This is a genomic window from Pseudomonas sp. FW300-N2F2, assembly GCF_017351655.1.
Lineage (GTDB): Bacteria > Pseudomonadota > Gammaproteobacteria > Pseudomonadales > Pseudomonadaceae > Aquipseudomonas > Aquipseudomonas fluorescens_AA.
In genome coordinates this window covers 465,485-484,708 of the sequence record NZ_JACNDQ010000003.1, presented here as the reverse complement: position 1 = coordinate 484,708, position 19,224 = coordinate 465,485, and the positions used below count along the sequence as shown (strand labels likewise).

17 protein-coding genes and 1 riboswitch are annotated in these 19,224 nt (G+C 62.6%); of the genes, 6 read left to right on the top strand and 11 right to left on the bottom strand.

Going from position 1 to position 19,224, the window contains the following annotated elements:
* Positions 1 to 107 precede the first annotated feature (107 nt).
* Positions 108 to 213, bottom strand: a riboswitch (TPP riboswitch).
* A 154-nt stretch (positions 214 to 367) separates the two neighbouring features.
* Positions 368 to 1,807: a TolC family outer membrane protein gene (locus J4E63_RS22930; protein ID WP_060739449.1), complete on the top strand. Its 1,440-nt coding sequence runs from the start codon at positions 368 to 370 to the stop codon at positions 1,805 to 1,807.
* A gap of 183 nt (positions 1,808 to 1,990) precedes the next feature.
* On the opposite strand, the gene waaA is transcribed toward J4E63_RS22930, so the two are convergent.
* The gene (gene waaA, locus J4E63_RS22925; RefSeq protein WP_207283451.1) at positions 1,991 to 3,265 is read right to left on the bottom strand and encodes a lipid IV(A) 3-deoxy-D-manno-octulosonic acid transferase; all 1,275 of its coding nucleotides are present in this window, start codon (positions 3,263 to 3,265) and stop codon (positions 1,991 to 1,993) included.
* Positions 3,266 to 3,287: 22 nt separating this feature from the next.
* Positions 3,288 to 4,178: a LysR family transcriptional regulator gene (locus J4E63_RS22920; protein ID WP_207283450.1), complete on the bottom strand. Its 891-nt coding sequence runs from the start codon at positions 4,176 to 4,178 to the stop codon at positions 3,288 to 3,290.
* A 103-nt stretch (positions 4,179 to 4,281) separates the two neighbouring features.
* Here J4E63_RS22920 and J4E63_RS22915 point away from each other — a divergent pair, with 103 nt between their 5' ends.
* The 4 genes from J4E63_RS22915 to J4E63_RS22900 all read left to right on the top strand — a co-directional run bounded on the left by J4E63_RS22915 (position 4,282) and on the right by J4E63_RS22900 (position 7,814).
* Complete coding sequence (locus tag J4E63_RS22915) at positions 4,282 to 4,614, top strand: multidrug efflux SMR transporter (RefSeq protein WP_003197153.1); 333 nt, start codon at positions 4,282 to 4,284, stop codon at positions 4,612 to 4,614.
* A gap of 215 nt (positions 4,615 to 4,829) precedes the next feature.
* On the top strand, positions 4,830 to 6,005 hold the full coding sequence (locus J4E63_RS22910) for an FAD-binding oxidoreductase (protein WP_207283449.1): 1,176 nt from the start codon (positions 4,830 to 4,832) through the stop codon (positions 6,003 to 6,005).
* Positions 6,002 to 6,814, top strand: coding sequence for an aldo/keto reductase (locus J4E63_RS22905; RefSeq protein ID WP_207283448.1), 813 nt, complete (start codon positions 6,002 to 6,004; stop codon positions 6,812 to 6,814). The genes J4E63_RS22910 and J4E63_RS22905 overlap by 4 nt, the downstream gene beginning before the upstream one ends.
* A 34-nt stretch (positions 6,815 to 6,848) precedes the next feature.
* The gene (locus J4E63_RS22900) at positions 6,849 to 7,814 is read left to right on the top strand and encodes a hypothetical protein (RefSeq protein WP_060739454.1); all 966 of its coding nucleotides are present in this window, start codon (positions 6,849 to 6,851) and stop codon (positions 7,812 to 7,814) included.
* A 147-nt stretch (positions 7,815 to 7,961) separates the two neighbouring features.
* Here J4E63_RS22900 and hldE read toward each other — a convergent pair whose 3' ends face one another.
* The 5 genes from hldE to J4E63_RS22875 form a co-directional block, all read right to left on the bottom strand.
* On the bottom strand, positions 7,962 to 9,383 hold the full coding sequence (gene hldE / locus J4E63_RS22895) for a bifunctional D-glycero-beta-D-manno-heptose-7-phosphate kinase/D-glycero-beta-D-manno-heptose 1-phosphate adenylyltransferase HldE (protein WP_072407151.1): 1,422 nt from the start codon (positions 9,381 to 9,383) through the stop codon (positions 7,962 to 7,964).
* 99 nt (positions 9,384 to 9,482) lie between these two features.
* Complete coding sequence (cysC, locus tag J4E63_RS22890) at positions 9,483 to 10,091, bottom strand: adenylyl-sulfate kinase (RefSeq protein ID WP_207283447.1); 609 nt, start codon at positions 10,089 to 10,091, stop codon at positions 9,483 to 9,485.
* Positions 10,084 to 10,788 carry a sulfotransferase family 2 domain-containing protein gene (locus J4E63_RS22885; RefSeq protein WP_207283446.1) on the bottom strand — a complete coding sequence of 235 codons (705 nt, stop codon included), beginning with the start codon at positions 10,786 to 10,788 and terminating at the stop codon, positions 10,084 to 10,086. Before J4E63_RS22885 ends, cysC begins: the two co-directional genes overlap by 8 nt.
* 325 nt (positions 10,789 to 11,113) lie before the next feature.
* Positions 11,114 to 12,919 carry a lipid A export permease/ATP-binding protein MsbA gene (gene msbA, locus J4E63_RS22880; protein WP_092205298.1) on the bottom strand — a complete coding sequence of 602 codons (1,806 nt, stop codon included), beginning with the start codon at positions 12,917 to 12,919 and terminating at the stop codon, positions 11,114 to 11,116.
* 15 nt (positions 12,920 to 12,934) lie between these two features.
* Positions 12,935 to 14,107: an O-antigen ligase gene (locus J4E63_RS22875; protein ID WP_207283445.1), complete on the bottom strand. Its 1,173-nt coding sequence runs from the start codon at positions 14,105 to 14,107 to the stop codon at positions 12,935 to 12,937.
* A 107-nt stretch (positions 14,108 to 14,214) separates the two neighbouring features.
* Here J4E63_RS22875 and J4E63_RS22870 point away from each other — a divergent pair, with 107 nt between their 5' ends.
* On the top strand, positions 14,215 to 14,820 hold the full coding sequence (locus tag J4E63_RS22870) for a toluene tolerance protein (protein ID WP_092205296.1): 606 nt from the start codon (positions 14,215 to 14,217) through the stop codon (positions 14,818 to 14,820).
* On the opposite strand, the gene J4E63_RS22865 is transcribed toward J4E63_RS22870, so the two are convergent.
* The 4 genes from J4E63_RS22865 to J4E63_RS22850 all read right to left on the bottom strand — a co-directional run bounded on the left by J4E63_RS22865 (position 14,806) and on the right by J4E63_RS22850 (position 19,219).
* Positions 14,806 to 15,909 carry a glycosyltransferase gene (locus tag J4E63_RS22865; RefSeq protein ID WP_207283444.1) on the bottom strand — a complete coding sequence of 368 codons (1,104 nt, stop codon included), beginning with the start codon at positions 15,907 to 15,909 and terminating at the stop codon, positions 14,806 to 14,808. The genes J4E63_RS22870 and J4E63_RS22865 overlap by 15 nt on opposite strands.
* A 48-nt stretch (positions 15,910 to 15,957) precedes the next feature.
* Positions 15,958 to 16,722 carry a glycosyltransferase family 2 protein gene (locus J4E63_RS22860; protein ID WP_207283443.1) on the bottom strand — a complete coding sequence of 255 codons (765 nt, stop codon included), beginning with the start codon at positions 16,720 to 16,722 and terminating at the stop codon, positions 15,958 to 15,960.
* Positions 16,723 to 16,777: 55 nt separating this feature from the next.
* Complete coding sequence (locus tag J4E63_RS22855; protein ID WP_192261938.1) at positions 16,778 to 17,734, bottom strand: glycosyltransferase; 957 nt, start codon at positions 17,732 to 17,734, stop codon at positions 16,778 to 16,780.
* Positions 17,735 to 17,818: 84 nt separating this feature from the next.
* A complete protein-coding gene (locus J4E63_RS22850; RefSeq protein WP_207283442.1) occupies positions 17,819 to 19,219 on the bottom strand; it encodes a PIG-L deacetylase family protein in 1,401 nt (466 codons plus the stop codon).
* Positions 19,220 to 19,224 lie beyond the last annotated feature (5 nt).

Here is a 19,224-nt window from a genome sequence, read left to right as displayed (position 1 = left end):
GTCCCTGCACGAAAGTGCGGACGCTGTGCTTGCTGTTCGAGGATGCTCGAAGATCGAAAGTCGATGGTCGAACAACATCCCGGACGAAGCACAAGAGGACTCGCCGGGTGACGAGAAATCTTGTTCCCTACGCAGGCGTTAACCTGATCAGGTTCAACGGGATCCGAAATTATTCGATCTCAGCCTCATAGCAAGGCACCCCGACAAGAACCCGGCCAGTCTAGACACAACCACCACAGAACGCCATCACTCGGGTAAAAGCCGTGATGAATGGCGCATATACAGGATTGTTGCCGTGCCTGCGCGCAACTACACTCGCTACGCCGCGCCTCTTGTGCGCAAACATTCGAGAAGTAGGGATCGCCTCATGCTGCGCAAACTTTCACTGGCCCTCGCCGTGTCTTGTGCGTCCAACGGAATGGCCTGGGCTGCCGAAGCGCCCCTGACCACCAAAACCGATCTGGTGAGTGTCTATCAGGAAGCGGTGGACAATAACGCCGACCTGGCCGCCGCCCGTGCCCAATACGGCGTCCAGAAGGAAGTGGTGCCCCAGGCGCGTGCCGGGTTGTTGCCCAACCTTTCGGCCGGCGCCGACCTGAACAACACCCGTACCGAGCTCGACCAGCCGGCAATGACCGCTACCCGCAGCTCCACGGTCTACCAGGCCACGCTGTCCCAACCGATTTTCCGTGCCGACCGCTGGTTCCAACTCCAGGCGGCCAAGTCCGTCAACGAACAAGCCTCGCTGCAACTGTCGGCCACCGAACAGAACATGATCCTGCAAAGCGCCGAGAGCTACTTCAATGTACTGCGCAGCCAGGACAACCTGGCCTCGACCAAGGCTGAGGAAGCGGCGTTCAAGCGCCAGCTCGACCAGTCCAACGAGCGCTTCGACGTGGGCCTGTCGGACAAGACCGACGTGCTGCAATCCCAGGCCAGCTACGATACGGCGCGGGCCAACCGGATCCTTGCCCAGCGTCAGGTCGACGACGCCTTCGAAGCCTTGATCACCCTGACCAACCGCCAGTACAACTCGCTCCAGGGCATCGTCCACACCCTGCCGATCCTGCCGCCGGCACCGAACGATGCCAAGGCCTGGGTCGACACGGCGGCCAAGCAGAACCTGAACCTGCTGGCCAGCAACTACGCCGTTGATGCCGCCGAAGACACCCTGCGCCAACGCAAGGCCGGTCATGCGCCGACCCTCGATGCGATCGCCCAGTACAAGAAAGGCGACAACGACGGCCTCGGCTTCACCAACCCGAGCCCGACCGGACAGCGCTATGGCGGTGATGCCGAGCAACGCACCATCGGTTTGCAATTGAGTATCCCGATCTACAGCGGCGGCCTGACCAGTTCCCAAGTGCGCGAGTCGTACTCGCAGCTCACCCAGACCGAACAGCAACGCGAAGGCCTGCGCCGGCAGGTGGTGGAAAACACCCGTAACCTGCACCGTGCGGTCAACACGGATGTGGAGCAGGTCCAGGCCCGGCGCCAGTCGATCATCTCCAACCAGAGCGCGGTGGAAGCCACGGAAATCGGCTACCAGGTGGGCACCCGCAACATCGTCGATGTACTCGATGCCCAGCGGCAGCTGTACACCTCGGTGCGCAACTACAACAACGCCCGCTACGACTACATCCTCGACAACCTGCGTCTGAAGCAAGCGGCCGGGACGTTGAGCCCGGCGGACCTGCAGGACCTGTCGCGCTACCTCAAGCCCGACTACAACCCCGACCGCGACTTCCTGCCGCCGGACCTGGCCCAGGCAGCGGCACAACAGTTGCGCTCGCGGCCGGCGCAGTGAAAAACCTGTAGGAGCATGGCTGTAGGGTCAGGCCTTTTGAAGTAGAACTGTGGGAAGCAAGGCCTGTGGGAGCAAAGCTTGCTCGCGATGCAGGCACTGCGGTTTAAGCAAAGACCGGGTTGCATCCATCGCGGGCAAGCCTTGCTCCCACAGACTTTGCACCCACAGGCCTTGCCCCACCACTCAGCCGAGCAACCGCCCCAACCCCTCCAGCAACCGCTGCAACGCGCCCTGGTTGGTGCGCATCACCTTCAGCCCTGCCTCAGCCATGCGCTGGGCATCGCGGGGCAGTTCGAACAGACGCTGCACCGCAAGGGCCAGGCTCTCGGCATCTTCCACTTCCGCCAGCGCTCCGGCAGCACGCAGTTGCGCGGCGATTTCGAGAAAGTTGAACAGGTGCGGCCCACTGAGCACCGGTTTCGCCAGGGCCGCCGGTTCGAGCAGGTTGTGCCCACCGTTGGGTACCAGGCTGCCACCGACAAACGCGCTGTCGGCCAACGCGTAGAGAAACAGCAGTTCGCCCATGGTGTCGCCGAGCAGCACCGAAGCCTGGGCGGTAACCGGCTGGCCGCTGGAGCGCCGCACCGTGACCAGACCTTCGTTTTCACACAACTGGTGCACTGAGTCGAAGCGCTCGGGATGACGCGGCACCAGGATCAGCAACGCATCGGGATAACTGTCGAGCAGCCGACGGTGAGCAGCGAGTACCACTTCGTCTTCACCTTCATGGGTGCTGGCGGCGATCCACACCGGGCGCTCGGTTGCCTGCCACTGGCGGCGCAAGGCGCTGGCGTCTTCGAGCAGCTGCGGGTCGATGGTCAGGTCGAACTTGATGGAGCCGGTGACCTCGACGGTTTCCGCCCGGGCGCCCAACTGGCGAAAACGCTCGGCTTCGGCTTCGGTCTGCACGGCGAACAGGCTCATCTCGGCAAGCATGGGCCGGGTGAGCTTGGGAAAGCGTGCATAACCCCGGGCCGAGCGCTCCGACAACCGCGCGTTGGCCAGGGCCACCGGAATGCCGCGCCTGGCGCACTGGTGAATATGATTGGGCCACAGCTCGGTTTCCATGATCACCGCCAGGACCGGGCGGGCCCGGTCGAGAAAACGTTTGGCGGCACAGGGCAAGTCGTAAGGCAGATAACAGTGCTGGATGCGCGGCTCGTTGGCGAACATCGCCTGGATCCGTTCCGACCCGGTGGGCGTCATGCAGGTGACGGTGATGGGCAACTGTGGATAACGTTGCAGCAAGGCGCGGATCATCGGCGCGGCGGCAATGCTCTCGCCCACCGACACCGAGTGGACCCAGATCCCCCCCGGCACCAGGGTCGGCAGGCCCCAGGAAAAGCGCTCGCCGATGCGCCGGGCATAAGCCGGCGCCTTGCGTGCCCGCAGCCACAGCCGAATCGCTACCAGTGGCAGCCCCAGATAAAACAACGCGCTATAGAGAGTTCTGTTCATGGCGGCGGAGTTTATCGGTTTTTCAGCCGATCGCCTGCAACTGCACGGCAAAACGTTCCGCCAGCCAACGGGCCGCCGGCCCCAGGGGTTCGTCGCGGCGCCAGACCAGTTCCACCACCAGGGCCGGCGGGGTCCATTCGCTGCTGAGTTCGACCATGTCCCCCAGGTACGCCGGGTACTGCACCACGTGCCGTGGCAGCCAGGCCCAGCCCAGGCCACTCCTCAGCCACTCGGCCAACACATAGAAACTGTCGGCCCGCCAGACCTGCGGGCTGGCCTGCTCGCTGCCGGGATAGACGCTGGACTGGGTCGCCATCAACAACTGGCGGTGCCGGGCCATTTCCCGGCAGGTCACATAGCCATGGTTCGCCAGGGGATGCTCCCGGCCGCACACCGTGACCATTTCGACGCTGCCCAATACCCGGCGCTCCAACGCCTCAGGGATCTGGTCGTGATAGAACAGCAAGCCGAGGTCGGCGCGCCGCTCCACCAGTTTGCGCGCCACGTCGCCCTGGGCGGCGCTGGCCAGTTGCACTTCGAGGGTGGGAAATTGCTCGGCCAGGGCCGCCAGACTGTCGATGACCGGTTGATAGGGCATGGCTTCATCCTGGGCCAGGCGCAGCGACGCTTCCTGTCCGCGCATCAAGGCCAGGGCCCGACCGTTGAGGCGCTCGCACTGGCGCAGCACTTCCCTGGCTTCTTCGAGCAGGGCTTCCCCCGCATCGGTGAGCCTGGGCTGACGGCCGCTGCTGCGTTCGAACAGGCTCACCCCCAAGTCGTCTTCCAGCATGGCGATCGCACTGCTGATGGCCGATTGCGCCTTGCGCTGGTCCCGGGCCACGGCGGAAAACGAACGTTTCTCGGCGACCCCGACAAACAGCCGCAATTGCTCCAGGTTCCACTGTACGTTCATGGCTCAACCTATCTCCATTGCAGATAGGTAATGACTTTACCGCATCTGGGCGATCTCTAGAATGACCCCATCGAAAGACGCAACCGTCAAAGAGGAACTGCCCATGAACGCCTACTACTACCTGGCCATCGCCATCTGCGCCGAAGTGATCGCCACTGTTTCGATGAAAGCGATCAAGGGCCTGAGCACACCCCTGCCCTTGCTGCTGGTCATCGTCGGCTACGGCACCGCTTTCTGGATGCTGACGCTGGTGGTGCGCACCGTACCGGTGGGCGTGGCCTATGCGGTCTGGGCCGGGCTGGGGATCGTCATGGTCAGCGTGGCGGCACTGTTCATCTACGGGCAAAAACTGGACGTGCCAGCGATGCTGGGAATGGCGCTGATTGTGTTGGGGGTGGTGGTGATCCAGCTGTTTTCCAAGACCGCCGGGCACTGAAAACACACTGATTATTAAACTGGAATACTTTTGGGGCGAGGGAGCTTGCTCCCGCTGGATCGCGAAGCGGTCCCATTTCTAGTGGGCGCTTCGCACCCAAGCGGGAGCAAGCTCCCTCGCCACAGGTTTATCGCCATCGCGATTGATCACCAACAAAATCCCATCCCTATCGAGTCTGTATACTGCGCCCTCGTCTTGAACACTGAGGTCGCTGCATGCCATCCGTTATTTCCACCGACATCCTGATTGTCGGCGCCGGAGTCGCCGGCCTCTGGCTGAACGCGCGCTTGCGCCGCCTGGGGTTTTCAACCGTGCTGGTGGAAAGCGCCAGCCTCGGTGGCGGGCAGAGTGTCAAATCCCAGGGCATCATTCATGGCGGCGCCAAATATGCCTTGCATGGCGCCCTGACCGGGGCCTCGGAAGCCATCGCCGACATGCCGCGCCGCTGGCGCGAAGCCCTGAAGGGTGACGGTGAGCTGGACCTGTCCGGCGTGCGCATGCTGTCCGATGCCCATTACCTCTGGTCCCCCGGCACCCTGGCCGGCAACCTCACCAGTTTCTTTGCCAGCAAGGCCGTGCGCGGACGGGTCGACCAGGTCAAGGGTGAGCAATTGCCGCCGGCCCTGCAAGACAAGCGCTTCAAGGGCAAGGTCTATCGCCTGGCCGAGCTGGTGGTGGATGTTCCCAGCCTGATCGAGCGCCTGGCGGAACTGGCCGGCGACAGCCTGCTGGCCGGGCAGCGCATCGAGCCACTGCGCGAAGCAGGTGAGTGGGTCGGACTGAAGGTCGACGACCGTGAAATTCGGGCCCAGCGCATTGTCTTCAGCGCCGGCGCTGGCACCGCTGACCTGCTCAAGGCCCTGGGCCTGGACAAACCGGCCATGCAGACCCGGCCGTTGCACATGGTCCTGGCCAAGGGGCCGAGCCTCAAGCCGCTTTACGCCCATTGCCTGGGCGGCGGGCCGAAGCCACGCGTCACCGTCACCACCCACCCAGCCGCCAATGGCCAATGGGTCTGGTACCTGGGGGGCGACCTCGCCGAAGGCGATGCCATCGCCCGAGAGCCTGCCGAGCAGATCGCCGCCGCGCAGAAAGAACTTGGCCAATTGCTGCCGTGGATCGACCTCAGCACCGCGCAATGGGCCACGTTGCGGGTTGACCGCGCCGAGCCACTGCAGTCGGGCCTGACCCGCCCGGACAACGCCTTCCTCGCCGAGCAGGATCGCCTGCTGGTGGGCTGGCCGACCAAACTGGCCCTGGCGCCGGACTTCGCCGATCGGGTGGTCAACGCGCTGCAACGCGATGGCATCCAGCCCAGTCACCCGGCTCCGCTGCCGGACCTGCCGAAGCCGCCCATGGGCGTGCCTGCCTGGGAGCAACTGCTGCCATGAGCCAAGCGACCCTGCATGACCTCTATCGCCCTCTGGGCCATGACGGCCCGCGGGTTTCCCCTCTGGGCCTGGGCACCGTCAAGCTGGGCCGCGACCAGGGCGTCAAATACCCCAACGGCTTTCAGATTCCCGATGACGACGAAGCGCGCATGTTGCTCAAGCTCGCGCGCGACCTGGGGATCAACCTGATCGACACTGCGCCGGCCTATGGTCGCAGCGAAGAACGCCTCGGCCCGCTGCTGCGCGGCCAACGTCACGACTGGGTGATTGTCAGCAAGGTCGGCGAAGAATTCAGTGACGGCCAGTCACGCCACGACTTCAGTGCCGCCCATACCCGATTCTCGGTGGAACGCAGCCTCAAGCGCCTGGAAACCGACTACATCGACCTGGTCCTGGTGCATTCCGACGGCAACGACCTGGCGATCCTCAACGACAGCGAGGTCTACCCGACCCTGGCGGCGCTCAAGCGCGAAGGCAAGATCGGCGGCTTCGGTTTTTCCGGCAAGACCGTCGACGGCGGCTTGAAGGCCCTGGTGCAAGGCGATTGCGCGATGGTCACCTACAATCTGAACGAACGAGGCGAAAAGACGGTCATTGACTACGCCAACGAGCACGGCAAAGCGATCCTGGTGAAAAAGGCCCTGGCCAGCGGCCACGCCTGCCTGAGCCCTGGGGTAGACCCGGTTCGTGCCAGTTTCGAACTGTTGTTTGAGCATCCTGGGGTCGCCAGTGCTATTGTCGGCACCATCAATCCGCTGCACCTCGCCCATAACGTCGCGACCGTAGCCACGGTCCTGCGTAAACACTGACGCCGCCCTACGCGGCCTGAAGGAAGGAGCCGACATGCCGCGTACGCTCATCAGAAAGAATCCGAGTAACTTCAAGACCCTGCCCCTGTTCGTCGAAGCGACCCCCGAAGGCCTGACTTACCAGAGCGTCGGGATGCCGCTGAATTTTGCCCAGACCTTGCAGCGCCGCCGCCCTGTCGCAGTGGCCGATGCCGAGCGTTTTTCCCTGGAGCTGGCGAACCTGGGCGTCTCGGTGCGCCTGACCCTGCATTGGCAGAACCGCGACTATTGGGTGCTGGTACGCCAGCGTCGGCAGGATCGCGGCGACGTGGTACTCAAGCTGATTTCCGGCTATGTCCCGGCCCACGAACTGAACCTGCCGCTGCTCACCGCCATCAGCGAGATCGCCGAAGAATGCCTGCTGGAAACCCCTGAAGGCTGGCTGGGCGGGCGCTTCAACGACACCTGGCTGCCAGCCCCCTACGCCACGGCCTTGCACTACCGCGAGGCCTTGCCGTTTCGCCTGACGCCTCTGTCGGGCTCGGCCCGCCCGGTGCGCAGCGCCAACCTGCAACTGATCGAACGGCCACGGGCCTACGTGCACCTGCCGACGGCATCCCTGCAATTGATCTATGACTTGCGCCTGGACGTGCCCAAGGAAGCCAAGTCCCTGAGCCTGTTTCACGTCGATGAGCGCCTGGAGGGCGACCAGTTGGTGGCACGCCTGGACCGCAAGCGACCGGACCTGTACCTGATGCCGCTGCAGGATGGGCAGCCCTTGCCCGAGCTGTACACCTTGAAAAAGGATCAACTGTACCCGGCCAGCACCCGGGGGCTGTACCTGGCGGAAAGTTTCGCCCGGCAGGACGGCTGGCTGGTGCGTGACGAGCGGATTCGCTGGAAGGACTGGCTGCGCCAGCAAGGGCTGACGCCACCGGGCAAGGAGTCGAGCCTGACCCGGCTCAAGGGCAAGGCCCGGCAGTTGCTCAAGAAGATCGTGCCGCGCAAGGTGGCTCGTTAGGCCTGATGTCCATTTTCTGGCTGGACAATGGGCCCTGTGGGAGCGAGCTAGCTCGCGATGGCGTTGGATCATTCAGCCTCGATTTGGCTGACACACCGCTATCGCGAGCAAGCTCGCTCCCACAGGTTCTGCGCTTTGCCTGACGCATCAGTTGTTGCGGATCTTCTCCACAATCGCCGTCGTCGAGCTGTTTTCCACCAACCCCAACACCTTCACGGTACCGCCGTAGGCCGCGACGATGTCCGCGCCGACGACCTGGTCGATCCCGTAGTCACCGCCCTTGACCAGCACATCCGGCTTGACCTGGCGCAGCAGGTTTTCCGGCGTGCCCTCGCTGAAGCTGATCACCCAGTCCACCGCGCCCAGGCCGGCCAGGACCGCCATGCGCCGGTCGACGCTATTGATCGGACGCCCCGGCCCTTTGAGACGGCTCACGGAGGCATCGTCATTGACCGCGACGATCAGGCGATCACCCTGGGCCCTGGCCTGCTCGAGGTAGGTCACATGGCCGGCGTGCAGGATGTCGAAGCAACCGTTGGTGAAGACGATGCTTTCGTTGTGGGCACGGGCGTCGTCAACGGCCAGCAGCAGTTGCTCCAGGCCCAGCACGCCGCGCTCGGAGCCTTCCTCGCGCTGGATGGCGCGGCGCAGCTCCGGGGCGCTGATGGCTGCCGTACCGAGCTTGCCGACGACAATGCCCGCCGCCAGGTTAGCCAGGGCGACCGCATGGGGCAGTTCCTCACCGGCTGCGATCGCCGCGGCCAGCGTGGAAATCACGGTGTCGCCGGCACCCGTCACGTCGAACACTTCACGGGCACGGGCCGGCAGGTGCAACGCAGGGTGACCGGGGCGCAGCAAGGTCATGCCGTGCTCGCCACGGGTCACCAGCAAGGCGCCGAGGTCGAGGTCTTGCATCAGTTGCGCACCTTTGCTCACCAGTTCGTGCTCATCGACGCAACCGCCGACGATGGTTTCGAATTCGCTGAGGTTCGGCGTGATCAGGCTGGCGCCACGGTAGATGGAAAAATCCTTGCCCTTGGGATCGGCCAGGACCGGAATGCCACGGGCACGGGCGGCCTGGATCAGCGCCTGGTGATTCTTCAACGCGCCTTTGCCGTAGTCCGACAACACCAGGACCTTGACGCCTTCGAGCAAGTTGTCGACCTCGGCACCGAGGGCCAGGGGGTCGGTGGCGAAAGGTTCTTCGAAATCGATGCGCAGCAGTTGCTGGTGACGGCTCATGACCCGCAGCTTGACGATGGTCGGCTGGTGCGCAACGCGCTGGAATATCGCACGTACGCCTGCGCCCTTGAGGCTGTTGGTCAGGCTGTCGGCGGCCTCGTCGTCGCCGGTCACGCCCACCAGGGAGGCCGGTGCGCCGAGGGCAGCGATGTTCAAGGCAACGTTGGCGGCACCGCCTGGGCGATCCTCGATGTGCTCGACCTTGACCACCGGTACCGGCGCCTCAGGGGAAATCCGTGAGGTACCGCCATGCCAGTAGCGGTCGAGCATGACATCGCCGACCACCAATACAGGGGCTTGATCGAATCGCGGCATGGACAACTTCATGGAGCATCCCACATACAAAATGAACAGGGCCGCGATATTAGCACAGGGTTGGCGAAGGCTTGTCCATGGCTGCAATGCGAAGCCAGGACGTTCGCTTCATCAGATTTGCAGCAACGCCAATAGCCGCGCACAGGCCTGGGCCAGCTCCACCTCGCTGGTATCGATCGCGCAGTCTGGCGCAAGGGGCGCCTCGTAGGGGCTGTCGAGCCCAGTGAAGTTCTTGATCCGCCCGGCACAGGCCTCGCGGTACAACCCCTTGGGGTCACGCCGGGCGCAGACGTCAAAGGGTGTACTCACATAAACCTCCACGAAGGTGCCCTCGGAAAACAACTGCCTGGCAGCTTCCCGGTCGGCACGAAACGGGGAGATGGCCGCAACGATGACGATCAGGCCGGCATCGACCATCAGGCGCGCGACCTCGGCAATGCGGCGGATATTTTCCTTGCGGGACTCGGCATCCATGCCCAGGCCCCGGCACAACCCCTGGCGCAGGTTGTCGCCATCGAGCAGGGAGGTGTGCAAGCCCTGCTGGTTGAGCTGCACTTCCAAGGCATTGGCCAGGGTCGACTTGCCCGCCCCCGATAGTCCCGTCAGCCAGATGCAGCGCGGCCGCTGGGCCTTGATGGCCGCTCGATCCGCCGGCGTGAGCGCCTGTGCATAAGGACTGATCTGCGCCTGCTGCATCGATACGTTTGACGTTTCATTCATAACCAAGCATCTCGTAATCACGTTGGTACACCCGCCGCACCAGTCGACGGGTCCGCACTGAGCAAATGTCCCTGACCGGCACCGTGGCGCGCTGCCAGCTGTGGTTCACATGGGGCAACCTCGCGACCACCCCCAGGTGTTCGCACACTCGCTGATAGTCCCGGTCCAGGTATTCCTGGTAACCGATGAAGTCCATCGCCAGGTGGCCGAGGGAATCGATGAGGAAATCCGTCTGGGCGGCGAAATGCAATTGCCGGGTGATGTTCTCCGGGTGCAGCCATCGCGCGACGAAATCATCGAAGTCGCGATATTGGCCCACCATTTTCTGCGCCGCCTGGTCGCGCGCGCCCAACGTATTGCCCCGCAGGAAAGCATAGGCTGAATACGCACGCTCCAGCGGATCGCGAACAAAGGCAAATTTGAAACTGGCGGCGTACTGCTGCGCAAACTGCTCTTCGTACCAATACAGCGGCAAGTGGCCCGGGCTGTAGCCATCGAAAAGCCCCACGCAAACACTGCTGCCGGCGCATTTTGGCACATGGATGAACAGGCAGGCGCGTCGGGCAAACGCATCGGGAAAACGGCAATTGGCCGACATCGACTTGTTCACGACTTGTCGATCGACAACCGACAGGCGCCCCAACAGAAAGGAGCGCTGCGACTTGGGCAGAAGCTTCCAGAGATAACGTTGCAGCATTCAAACACCCGCGCGGGAGGGATGCCCCCCTCGATGACTGGAGTTGGTCAGGAAAGTCCTGGAGCCAAACCTTAGCAGTCAGGGATCGCGGATTTATTGTGGATTGGTCAACGCAGGTAAAGTTTTCGATACAAACTCAGTGGGAGCGAGCTTGCTGGCGATGGCACCGGCACATTCAACATCACTGGCCCGGACACACCGCTATCGCGAGCAAGCTCGCTCCCACATTGGTTCTGAGGTGCATGCACATGTGTGTCCAACACCGAACCTGTGGAAGCGAAGCCGGCCGAGAGAAACCGGCCGGCTCACAGCCTGGGGTCCGAACTCAGGCGATATTCTGGGCCGGAGCGTCCAGCCCCATGGCATGAAGACGCGCGTAGTAGCCGTTCTGCGCCAAGAGCTCGCCATGGGTCCCTCGTTCGACGATCCGGCCCTGGTCCATCACCAGGATCAGGTCGGCCTTTTCGATGGTCGACAAACGGTGGGCGATGACCAGGGTCGTACGGCCTTTCATCACCTGGTCCAGCGCAGCCTGGATATGCCGCTCGGACTCGGTGTCCAGCGCCGAGGTGGCTTCGTCGAGGATCAGCAGCGGCGCGTTCTTCAACAATGCCCTGGCAATGGCCAGGCGCTGGCGTTGGCCGCCGGACAACAGCACGCCGTTTTCGCCCACCTCGGTGTCCAGGCCATGGGGCAACTGCTCGATGAAGTCCATCGCATAGGCATCCCGGGCCGCCTTTTCAATGTCGGCCCGTGGCGCACCGGCCAGGTCGCCGTAGGCGATATTGTTGGCCACCGTGTCGTTGAACAGGGTGACATGCTGGGTCACCTGGGCGACATGACGACGCAGGTTACGCAGGCGGTAGTCTTCGATTTCCACGTCATCGAGCAGGATCTGGCCGACCTCATGGTGATAGAAGCGCGGGATAAGGCTCGCCAGGGTCGACTTGCCGCTGCCCGAACGCCCCACCAGCGCAATCATCTGCCCGGGTGCCGCGGTGAAGCTGATGTCCTTGAGCACTTCGCGCTCAGCGCCGGGGTAGGTGAAACTCAGGTTGCGCACGTCGAGACGACCGCTGACCCGTTCCTGCTCGACCGTCCCCCCGTCGACCTCCGGCTCGACGTCCAGTTGCTCGAAGATGCTCTCGGCACCGGCCACGCCTTTCTGGATGGTGGAGCTGACTTCCGAGAGTTGGCGAATCGGCTTGGGCAGCAGGCCGGCAGCCGTGATGTAGGCCACCAGGTCACCGGCCGTCGCGTCACCGCGCAGGAACAGCACCAGGAACATCAGGGCCGCCATGGCGGTGTAGATCACCAGTTGCAGCATCGGCGTATAGACCGCGCCGGTACGCGTCATGCGCAATTGCTTGTCGGTGTTGCCCTGGCTGGCGTTGGTAAAGCGCTGCTCTTCATAGGCTTCACCGCCGAAGCTGCGCACCACGCGGTAGCCCTGGATCGTCTCGGAGGCAACGTGAGTCACGTCGCCCATGGCCACCTGGATCTTTTTGCTCTGCTTGCGGAATTTCTTGCTGGTACTGCTGACCATGACCGCGATCAGCGGCAGGATCGCCAACATCACCAGGGTCAGCTTCCAGTTCATCCACACCAGGTAGGCGAAGAGGAACACCACGGTGAGGCCTTCGCGGATCACCACCTTGATGGCATCGGTAGCCGCACCGGTGACCATGGTCACGTTGAAGGTGATTCGGGAGATCAGGTGGCCGGAGTTGTGGGTGTCGAAGTAGCGATTGGGCAACACCAGCAACTTCTTGAACAGCTCGACCCGCAGGTCATGTACCAGCCCCAGGGAAACCCTGGCCAGGTAATAGTTGCCCAGGAACGACCCCAGGCCCTGCCAGGCAGCGATCAGAATGATCAGCAGCGGCACCGCCATCAGCAGTTTCAAGTCCTGCAGGTACGGCACGCTGGGAAAGAGCACCGCATCGGGGTTGCTCAAGCCGTCGACGAAATATTTGAGAATCCCGGCCAGCATGGGCTGGGTCGAAGCAAATATCACGAAACCCAGGATGCTCAGCAGAAAGATGCCCGCGTAGGGTTTGACGTATCCCAACAACCGAAAATAGATTTTCAGGCTGGAATCCTGTTCCGCTTTGGGCGGTGCATCACTCATCGTCGGGCTCACTGGTTAGGAAGAACGCGGAATTTTATCACAGCCACCGACATTGGCCTGCGCCCAGGTCAAAACGCTGGCCAGGCCAATCGGCAACCAACTGATGAACCATTCGGCACGGGGGGTTCCGGTCAGGCTAGCGGCATCGAATTGCATCGCCAGGAACGAAAACACCCACATGCCGAGCACGCCCCGGCCCAACAGGCTGTCCCGGGCCCGCCAGGCTTCGCGCAACACCGCGAACCAGACGATGCACCACAGCAGCAACCCCGGCAGCCCGAGTTGAATGGCGACATGGCTGAACAGGTTGTGGGCGTGATCGAACGTGAGGCCGTGGCTGATAACCCGATAGTCAGCCGCCACGCCAAGCCCCCCCCATGGGCGCTCGGCAATCATGTGCAGGCTCGACATGAAAATCTCGGGCCGATAGGAAGCACCGCGCGCCATGACCAACGGCTCGAGCAGCCAGAAGGTCAGCATCGCCAGCACCAGCGCCGTGGCGGCGATCACGCGGGCACGCTGGTCCCGGCAGTAGATCGGCATGGCCAATACGCTGAGCAGCAAGGCCAGCGCCGCACCACGACTCTGGCTCGCCACCACGAAGCACCCCAACAGCGCCAGGGCCAGCGCCCAAAGCACTTGCAGGCCGCGGTGACGCGGTACCCAATGCAGCATCCAGACCGCCGCCAGGCCAATCACGTAGCCGCCGAGGATCGGATGGGACAACTCCCCCAACCCTTCCAGGCGCGCATTCCACGGGTTGTTTGCCATGCCGTAGAAACGGACGATAGCCATCAGCGCCGTCAGTGCCAGCCCGAGCCCCCCCCATTTCATGATGCGAATCACCCGTTCGGGGTGGCCGTCGGCGAAAATCGGGAAAAACATCAGGAACGCCAGAATGTACAGCAGTCGCTTGGCCTCGCGGGCCGGCTCCGCCGCTTCGGCCCAGAACAGCGTGATCAGCGCCCAGCCCATCAGCGCCAGCAACGCCGTGTAGATCACGCGCTGGGCACGCCATAACTCTGCCAGCCGATGACGGGCCGGCCAGGCGAAGACGATCACCGGCAGCCAGGCGAATGCAACCAACCCCTGTTGATAAATCTTGTTGGTCGGTGCCAGAGCTATCGCCAGCAAAAACCATAATAAGCCAAAGGCCATCCAGCCCTGCGCCCAACGTGTTGCCTGCATCTAACGCTCCTAAACGGTCTACCAGCCAAGCCGGCATGGTGAAAACAAAAACTTTTGGGCATCATGGCCCGCCACGGCACCGGTTCTTTCAACAAGGTTTCCCTACGATGCAATCCTCACGGCTTCCCCAAGCCGCTTTGAATCAATTGATTGAAGGCGCCAGCATTCTGGAGGCCGACAGCTACGGCCCAAAAGTCTATCTGCTGCAGGATGGGAATATCCTCAAGCTGTTTCGCCGCAAGCGGCTTTTTTCTTCGGCCCTGCTAAGGCCTTATTCAACGCGATTCATCGATAATGCGGCCCGCCTGCAGAAACTCGGCGTACCGACTCTCCAGGTGCTGGCCTTCTACAAACTGCAAAAACCCGGCATGACCGCCGTACTGTATCGACCGCTCCCCGGTAAAACCCTGCGTCAATTATCGAATCAGGAAAATTTCAGCTGGCAGCAGACCCTTCCGGCGCTGGTCGAACTGATCCGCAGCCTGCACGCCAGGGGTATTTATTTTCGCTCGCTGCACCTGGGCAACATCGTCGTCACACCCGAAAACACACTGGGACTGATCGATGTGGCCGATATGCGCTTCCTGCGCTCGCCACTGCCGCGCTACCTGGCACGCCGCAACCTGCAACATTTCGCTCGTTATATTGCCCGGGAGAACCTGAACGGGAGCTTTCCGATGCAGGCATTGGAAAACGCCTTACTGATGGTCTGAAATCAACTGCCGGGCGGCCTGGCTGAAACTCAGCCAGGCCTCGTCTGGTGCCAGGGCCCGGTACTGGGCCAAAGCGACGGCCTCGGCCGGCGCCTCGGCAGTCCGCAGGATCGCCTCGCTCCAGCCCCCGTCGTCATTTACCGGCGCGTACCAGCCGGTGTCGCCCAACTGCTCGCGAAAGACCGCAATATCACTCGCCAGCACCGGGATGCCAGCCAGCACCGCCTCTTGAAGAATCAACCCGAGGCCCTCGTCCCTGGATGGGATCAGCACCCAGTCAAACGCCCTGTAGAGTGTTGCCGCCTCCTCCCGATGCCCCGTCAGCCAGACCTTGCCGAGCAGGTCTGGCTGCTCGATCCGCGCCTGCAGCGCCTCACGCGTGGGGCCCTCACCGATAATCACCAGGCGCCAGTCGGGATGGTCCGCCGCTGCGCGGCCAAACGCCTCCAGCAGACTGGCGAAGCCCTTTTTATCCACCAGCCGCCCCACCGCTCCAAATACCCGCACGCCTGAGCGCGGCAAGCCCAGCCGGTCACGTGCATCTTCGCGGGGGAGAAGGTCCGCCTGGAACGCCACCGGATCGAACGCACTACGCAGTGCAATGACCTGGATGCCCAACTCATCGCGCAGCGACATCGCCAGGGTTTCGGAAACCGCTGCCAGGGCCAGGCGCGAAGCCGGGAACCCACGCAGCAACTTTCGGCCGGCCGGATTGATTCGTGTCGCACCATGGAAAACCACCACCACACGAATCTGCGGCAAATGCTTGAGCACTGGCAGCAAGGTGCGGGCTACGCCGACGCCATCGAGCAACACCACGCGGGCCTGGCTGTCGAGCAACGCCTGACGGAAACGGCTGTGCATCAATGGCTTGAGCAGGCGCCAGATGTGCCGGCCCTTGAGCCGGGCCGAGGTCATATTCCACTCGAGCGCCGTCCCCACATCAACCTGGCAGGCAGCTGCCGAACCCTGCAAGAGCCATGTCTTGACAGGCATCGCTGGTTCCATCCGCGAGAGAATCTGATTATGGACCTTGTGTACCGAAGCGAACGGTGCACCGCCCGCCCACATGACATTGATAATGCTCATCGAGCAGCAAACCTTTTATCGCGGACCGGGACTCATGCTTCGCGGCATTCAGTAGTTGATAAGCCAGCCAATACAGACTCCGAGCAAGAGGACCAGGGACAGCTTGACTTGCTCGCGGCGCCTGCGACGTGCCTTGCGTTGACGCTCCACGGGGACTTCCACATGAACCCCGAATCCGGTGTGCAAAACAGCATCCCCTTCCAGAGTGACCGCCGTCAAGTTCAGTTGCGCATAGCGAAGAGACAGGGCTTTTTCGCCGCCGAAACCGGCAAAGGGGGCGCAAAGCTGGTACTCCTTCAGCCGTCGCAGACCCGGATTGAGAGAAAAGCTTTGCCATTCGGGTTTATCTGAAATCAACGGATAACACGGCACTCCACCGACGACTTCCCGTTCGCCCAGGCGGATATAGGGGCTGTGTACGCACAAGTCATAGACATAGTTGCGCAGCCACACCTGGAGGATCCCGGGCCGCTGCTCCAGGATCGTGCGCGAATCTTCCACGAAGGCCGGGCGATAGAACTCCCAGTCATCCTCGCAATGGAAAATGTAAGTCGTCTTCACCTGCCCGTATGCCAGGTCGATCGAAGCCAACTGCCCAAGCTTCGGCCGATTGACGAAGACCGTGGTGCGGTCTTTCCAATGCGCGGGAACCACACCATGCACGTCTTCGTCGCCGGCATCTTCGGTAATGAAGACTTCACGAATGGGCGCGGTATTGAAGCGGTCGAAACTCTCCAAGGTCCGCTTGAGCAGATCGAGCCGGCCGCAACTGGTTACCACCAGGGTAATGTCACTATCGTCGGAAAACTGCACTGAAATACCATTTAGTCAAACGCCATCTGAACACCGGATGGCTCAACGGTTCGTATCAAACGCCCAGCTTCAGGCGCAATGTCTCCAGCAGACTCAACGGGGCACGAGGCCGCAGCGGCGGCTCCAGTGCTTCAACGATTTTCTGCCCGATGCGCGCGAAACTGAACTGTTCCAGCGCCAGCTTCTGGCCGTTGTGCGCCACATTGCGCGCCAGCTCGGGGTCGGCACGCAGCCGGGAAAGCTTTTCCTGGAGTTGCGGGATGTCACGGTACAACACCACGTTATGCATGTCCTGCAAACCCAGCGCCCGCGCCTCGTCGATGCCCTGATCGAACGCCAGCAGCACACAGCCGCAGGCCATGGCTTCGAAATTCTTGATCATGAATTCGCCCATGCCCACGTCGGCACTGACGAAAAAGCGGATACGGTTGAGGGTCTCGCAATACTCTTCGCCGGACTTGGTCCGGGTCACGACCAGTGGCTCAACCTGGCCAAGCTCATCCAGCAGCGCCTTGCGACCACTATAGGCAACACTGTTGGTGCTGCCGACGAAGGCCAACTCGATATCCCGTTCACGCCCCTGATCCTGCAACAACGACTGATCGTAGCCCTTGGGCACGAATACCGCATCGAAACCTTCGCCGCGCAGACGCTCGGTCACCATGAAGCCGGAACTGATCACCCGCACCCACGGCAGGCGACGGTAATGCGCACTGAATTTTCCGGTGTATTTGCACGGAATGTAATTCTGATAGGCATCGTGCTCGAGGATCACCAGGTTGGGGATCGTGCGGATGAAGCCGGCCTGACGAATTTCCTGCTTGAAACGCAGGAAAAATATGATCCGGTCATAACGCGATACGTCCACATGCTGGCGGAAATACCCCCGCAGGTTGCGTTGTTCCTTGCTGTCGAGCCAGCGCAGGTCGCACTCGCAATGAGCGGCCACGCCTTCGTAGAGTCGGTCCAGGATGGCCCGCTGTTCTTTCTGCACCAGAAACAGAACTTTCATCGTTTTCCTTGCGGCACCGAACGACTTGATAAATAACCGGAGGCCGGTTTGCGCCGTAGCGCAAAGATGCCCCGCCTTGGGCCTCTACAGCCGCCAGAACAGTTCATGGCGACGCACAGCCTTGCGAAAAAATTCGTTCTCGCCATACACCGAGCCCGTGCGCCCCGCCAGTAGACGCTGGATGCCACGACGCAGGCGACGCTTGAACGGCGCGCGCGGTTGCAGGTCATGCATCATGCCCAGCGCCATGGCCTTGTCGCGTTGCCCAGGCAAGGCCAGCGGCAGGCTGAAGGGCTGCATCGGCAGGGCCGGCTCGAAACACGGCGGCAACGCAATACCCGCACCCGCATCACCCATGGGCCAGCGGTCATTGTCGTGCAGGTGATTGGCATAGCCCAACAGCGTGGTCGGTTGCCACTCCAGGCCTTCGAGGGCTTGCAGGACGGCATGATGGGCGCAGAGATGATCGGGGTGCGGATCAAGGGTCGGGTGTGGCAATACAATGACTTCGGGGCGCGCCTTGAGCAGCAGCACGCGCAGGTCCGCCAGCAGGTTGTTCCAGGTTGGCGCGCCGTCGTCATCGCCGGGCAGGGCGAACGGGTTCAACTGGCGGAACAGCCGGGTATCGCTCAAGCCCGCCTCGCGAGAGCCCTGGGGCTGGCTCGGCGCGGCTTGCATGGCCGCCAGTTGCAGGCAGAAATAACCCAACTGCACACAGTGCGCTTGAGGCACTCCGGCCCAGCGGGGTACGGCAATGCTGTCCCAGGCTCGCAAACGGCCCTTGAGTCGCGCGGCTTCGACGCTGTCCAGGCCCATCTTCCGATAATGCCCGGCCTCGATTTCACCCGCTGTCAGCGTCACGATCCAGGCCTCGTCAGCCTGGCTGTACAAACCGTAGGCAGCCAGTTCCGCGTCATCGGCATGGGGAGCGATGACCATCACCCGCTGATGCTGCACTGGCGGCGACGTGAAGGACCACAGCGTCGGCTCGCCCAGCAGACGGCAATGACGCCCGCGCAGGCGCAGCTCGCCCCGGGACAACGCCGAGCCCTGCTCGCTGAGGTTGAGATAGCGCAGGCCATTGACCCCGCGCTCGAAGGTTTGCAGGTCCCTTTCCCCCCCCGACAACTCGACGAGCGGGTCGATGAAACGTCCCAGCCAGGTGCTCTTGATCCGCAGTGCGAGGATCAGCGTCGCGCCATCATCCAGAATCACGCCTTCGTCCAACCGAAGCCGCCCGGCATTCAAATGCACCTTGGGTTGCTGGGTGAACGGCGGGAAGCTGTATTGGTAATCGTCCCGGGGCGAATAGAACAGGTGATCGGCGAACCACGCCTCGTGGGCGATCCAGCCCAGCACCGCCAGTACCAGGGGCAGCCACCAGGCCACCCCGACGCCCAGCGACACCAACACCACAAGGGCGAGTAACAACCCCACGCGCTTGTTGCGACGGTGGCGCCTGAGTAACTGCTGCTTGCGACTCATGGGTG

Bases quoted from the DNA above. Each gene is read 5' to 3' on its own strand.
- J4E63_RS22930 (WP_060739449.1), top strand. From the start codon at position 368: ATGCTGCGCAAACTTTCACTGGCCCTCGCCGTGTCTTGTGCGTCCAAC.
- waaA (WP_207283451.1), bottom strand. From the start codon at position 3,265: ATGAACAGAACTCTCTATAGCGCGTTGTTTTATCTGGGGCTGCCACTG.
- J4E63_RS22920 (WP_207283450.1), bottom strand. From the start codon at position 4,178: ATGAACGTACAGTGGAACCTGGAGCAATTGCGGCTGTTTGTCGGGGTC.
- J4E63_RS22915 (WP_003197153.1), top strand. From the start codon at position 4,282: ATGAACGCCTACTACTACCTGGCCATCGCCATCTGCGCCGAAGTGATC.
- J4E63_RS22910 (WP_207283449.1), top strand. From the start codon at position 4,830: ATGCCATCCGTTATTTCCACCGACATCCTGATTGTCGGCGCCGGAGTC.
- J4E63_RS22905 (WP_207283448.1), top strand. From the start codon at position 6,002: ATGAGCCAAGCGACCCTGCATGACCTCTATCGCCCTCTGGGCCATGAC.
- J4E63_RS22900 (WP_060739454.1), top strand. From the start codon at position 6,849: ATGCCGCGTACGCTCATCAGAAAGAATCCGAGTAACTTCAAGACCCTG.
- hldE (WP_072407151.1), bottom strand. From the start codon at position 9,383: ATGAAGTTGTCCATGCCGCGATTCGATCAAGCCCCTGTATTGGTGGTC.
- cysC (WP_207283447.1), bottom strand. From the start codon at position 10,091: ATGAATGAAACGTCAAACGTATCGATGCAGCAGGCGCAGATCAGTCCT.
- J4E63_RS22885 (WP_207283446.1), bottom strand. From the start codon at position 10,788: ATGCTGCAACGTTATCTCTGGAAGCTTCTGCCCAAGTCGCAGCGCTCC.
- msbA (WP_092205298.1), bottom strand. From the start codon at position 12,919: ATGAGTGATGCACCGCCCAAAGCGGAACAGGATTCCAGCCTGAAAATC.
- J4E63_RS22875 (WP_207283445.1), bottom strand. From the start codon at position 14,107: ATGCAGGCAACACGTTGGGCGCAGGGCTGGATGGCCTTTGGCTTATTA.
- J4E63_RS22870 (WP_092205296.1), top strand. From the start codon at position 14,215: ATGCAATCCTCACGGCTTCCCCAAGCCGCTTTGAATCAATTGATTGAA.
- J4E63_RS22865 (WP_207283444.1), bottom strand. From the start codon at position 15,909: ATGAGCATTATCAATGTCATGTGGGCGGGCGGTGCACCGTTCGCTTCG.
- J4E63_RS22855 (WP_192261938.1), bottom strand. From the start codon at position 17,734: ATGAAAGTTCTGTTTCTGGTGCAGAAAGAACAGCGGGCCATCCTGGAC.
- J4E63_RS22850 (WP_207283442.1), bottom strand. From the start codon at position 19,219: ATGAGTCGCAAGCAGCAGTTACTCAGGCGCCACCGTCGCAACAAGCGC.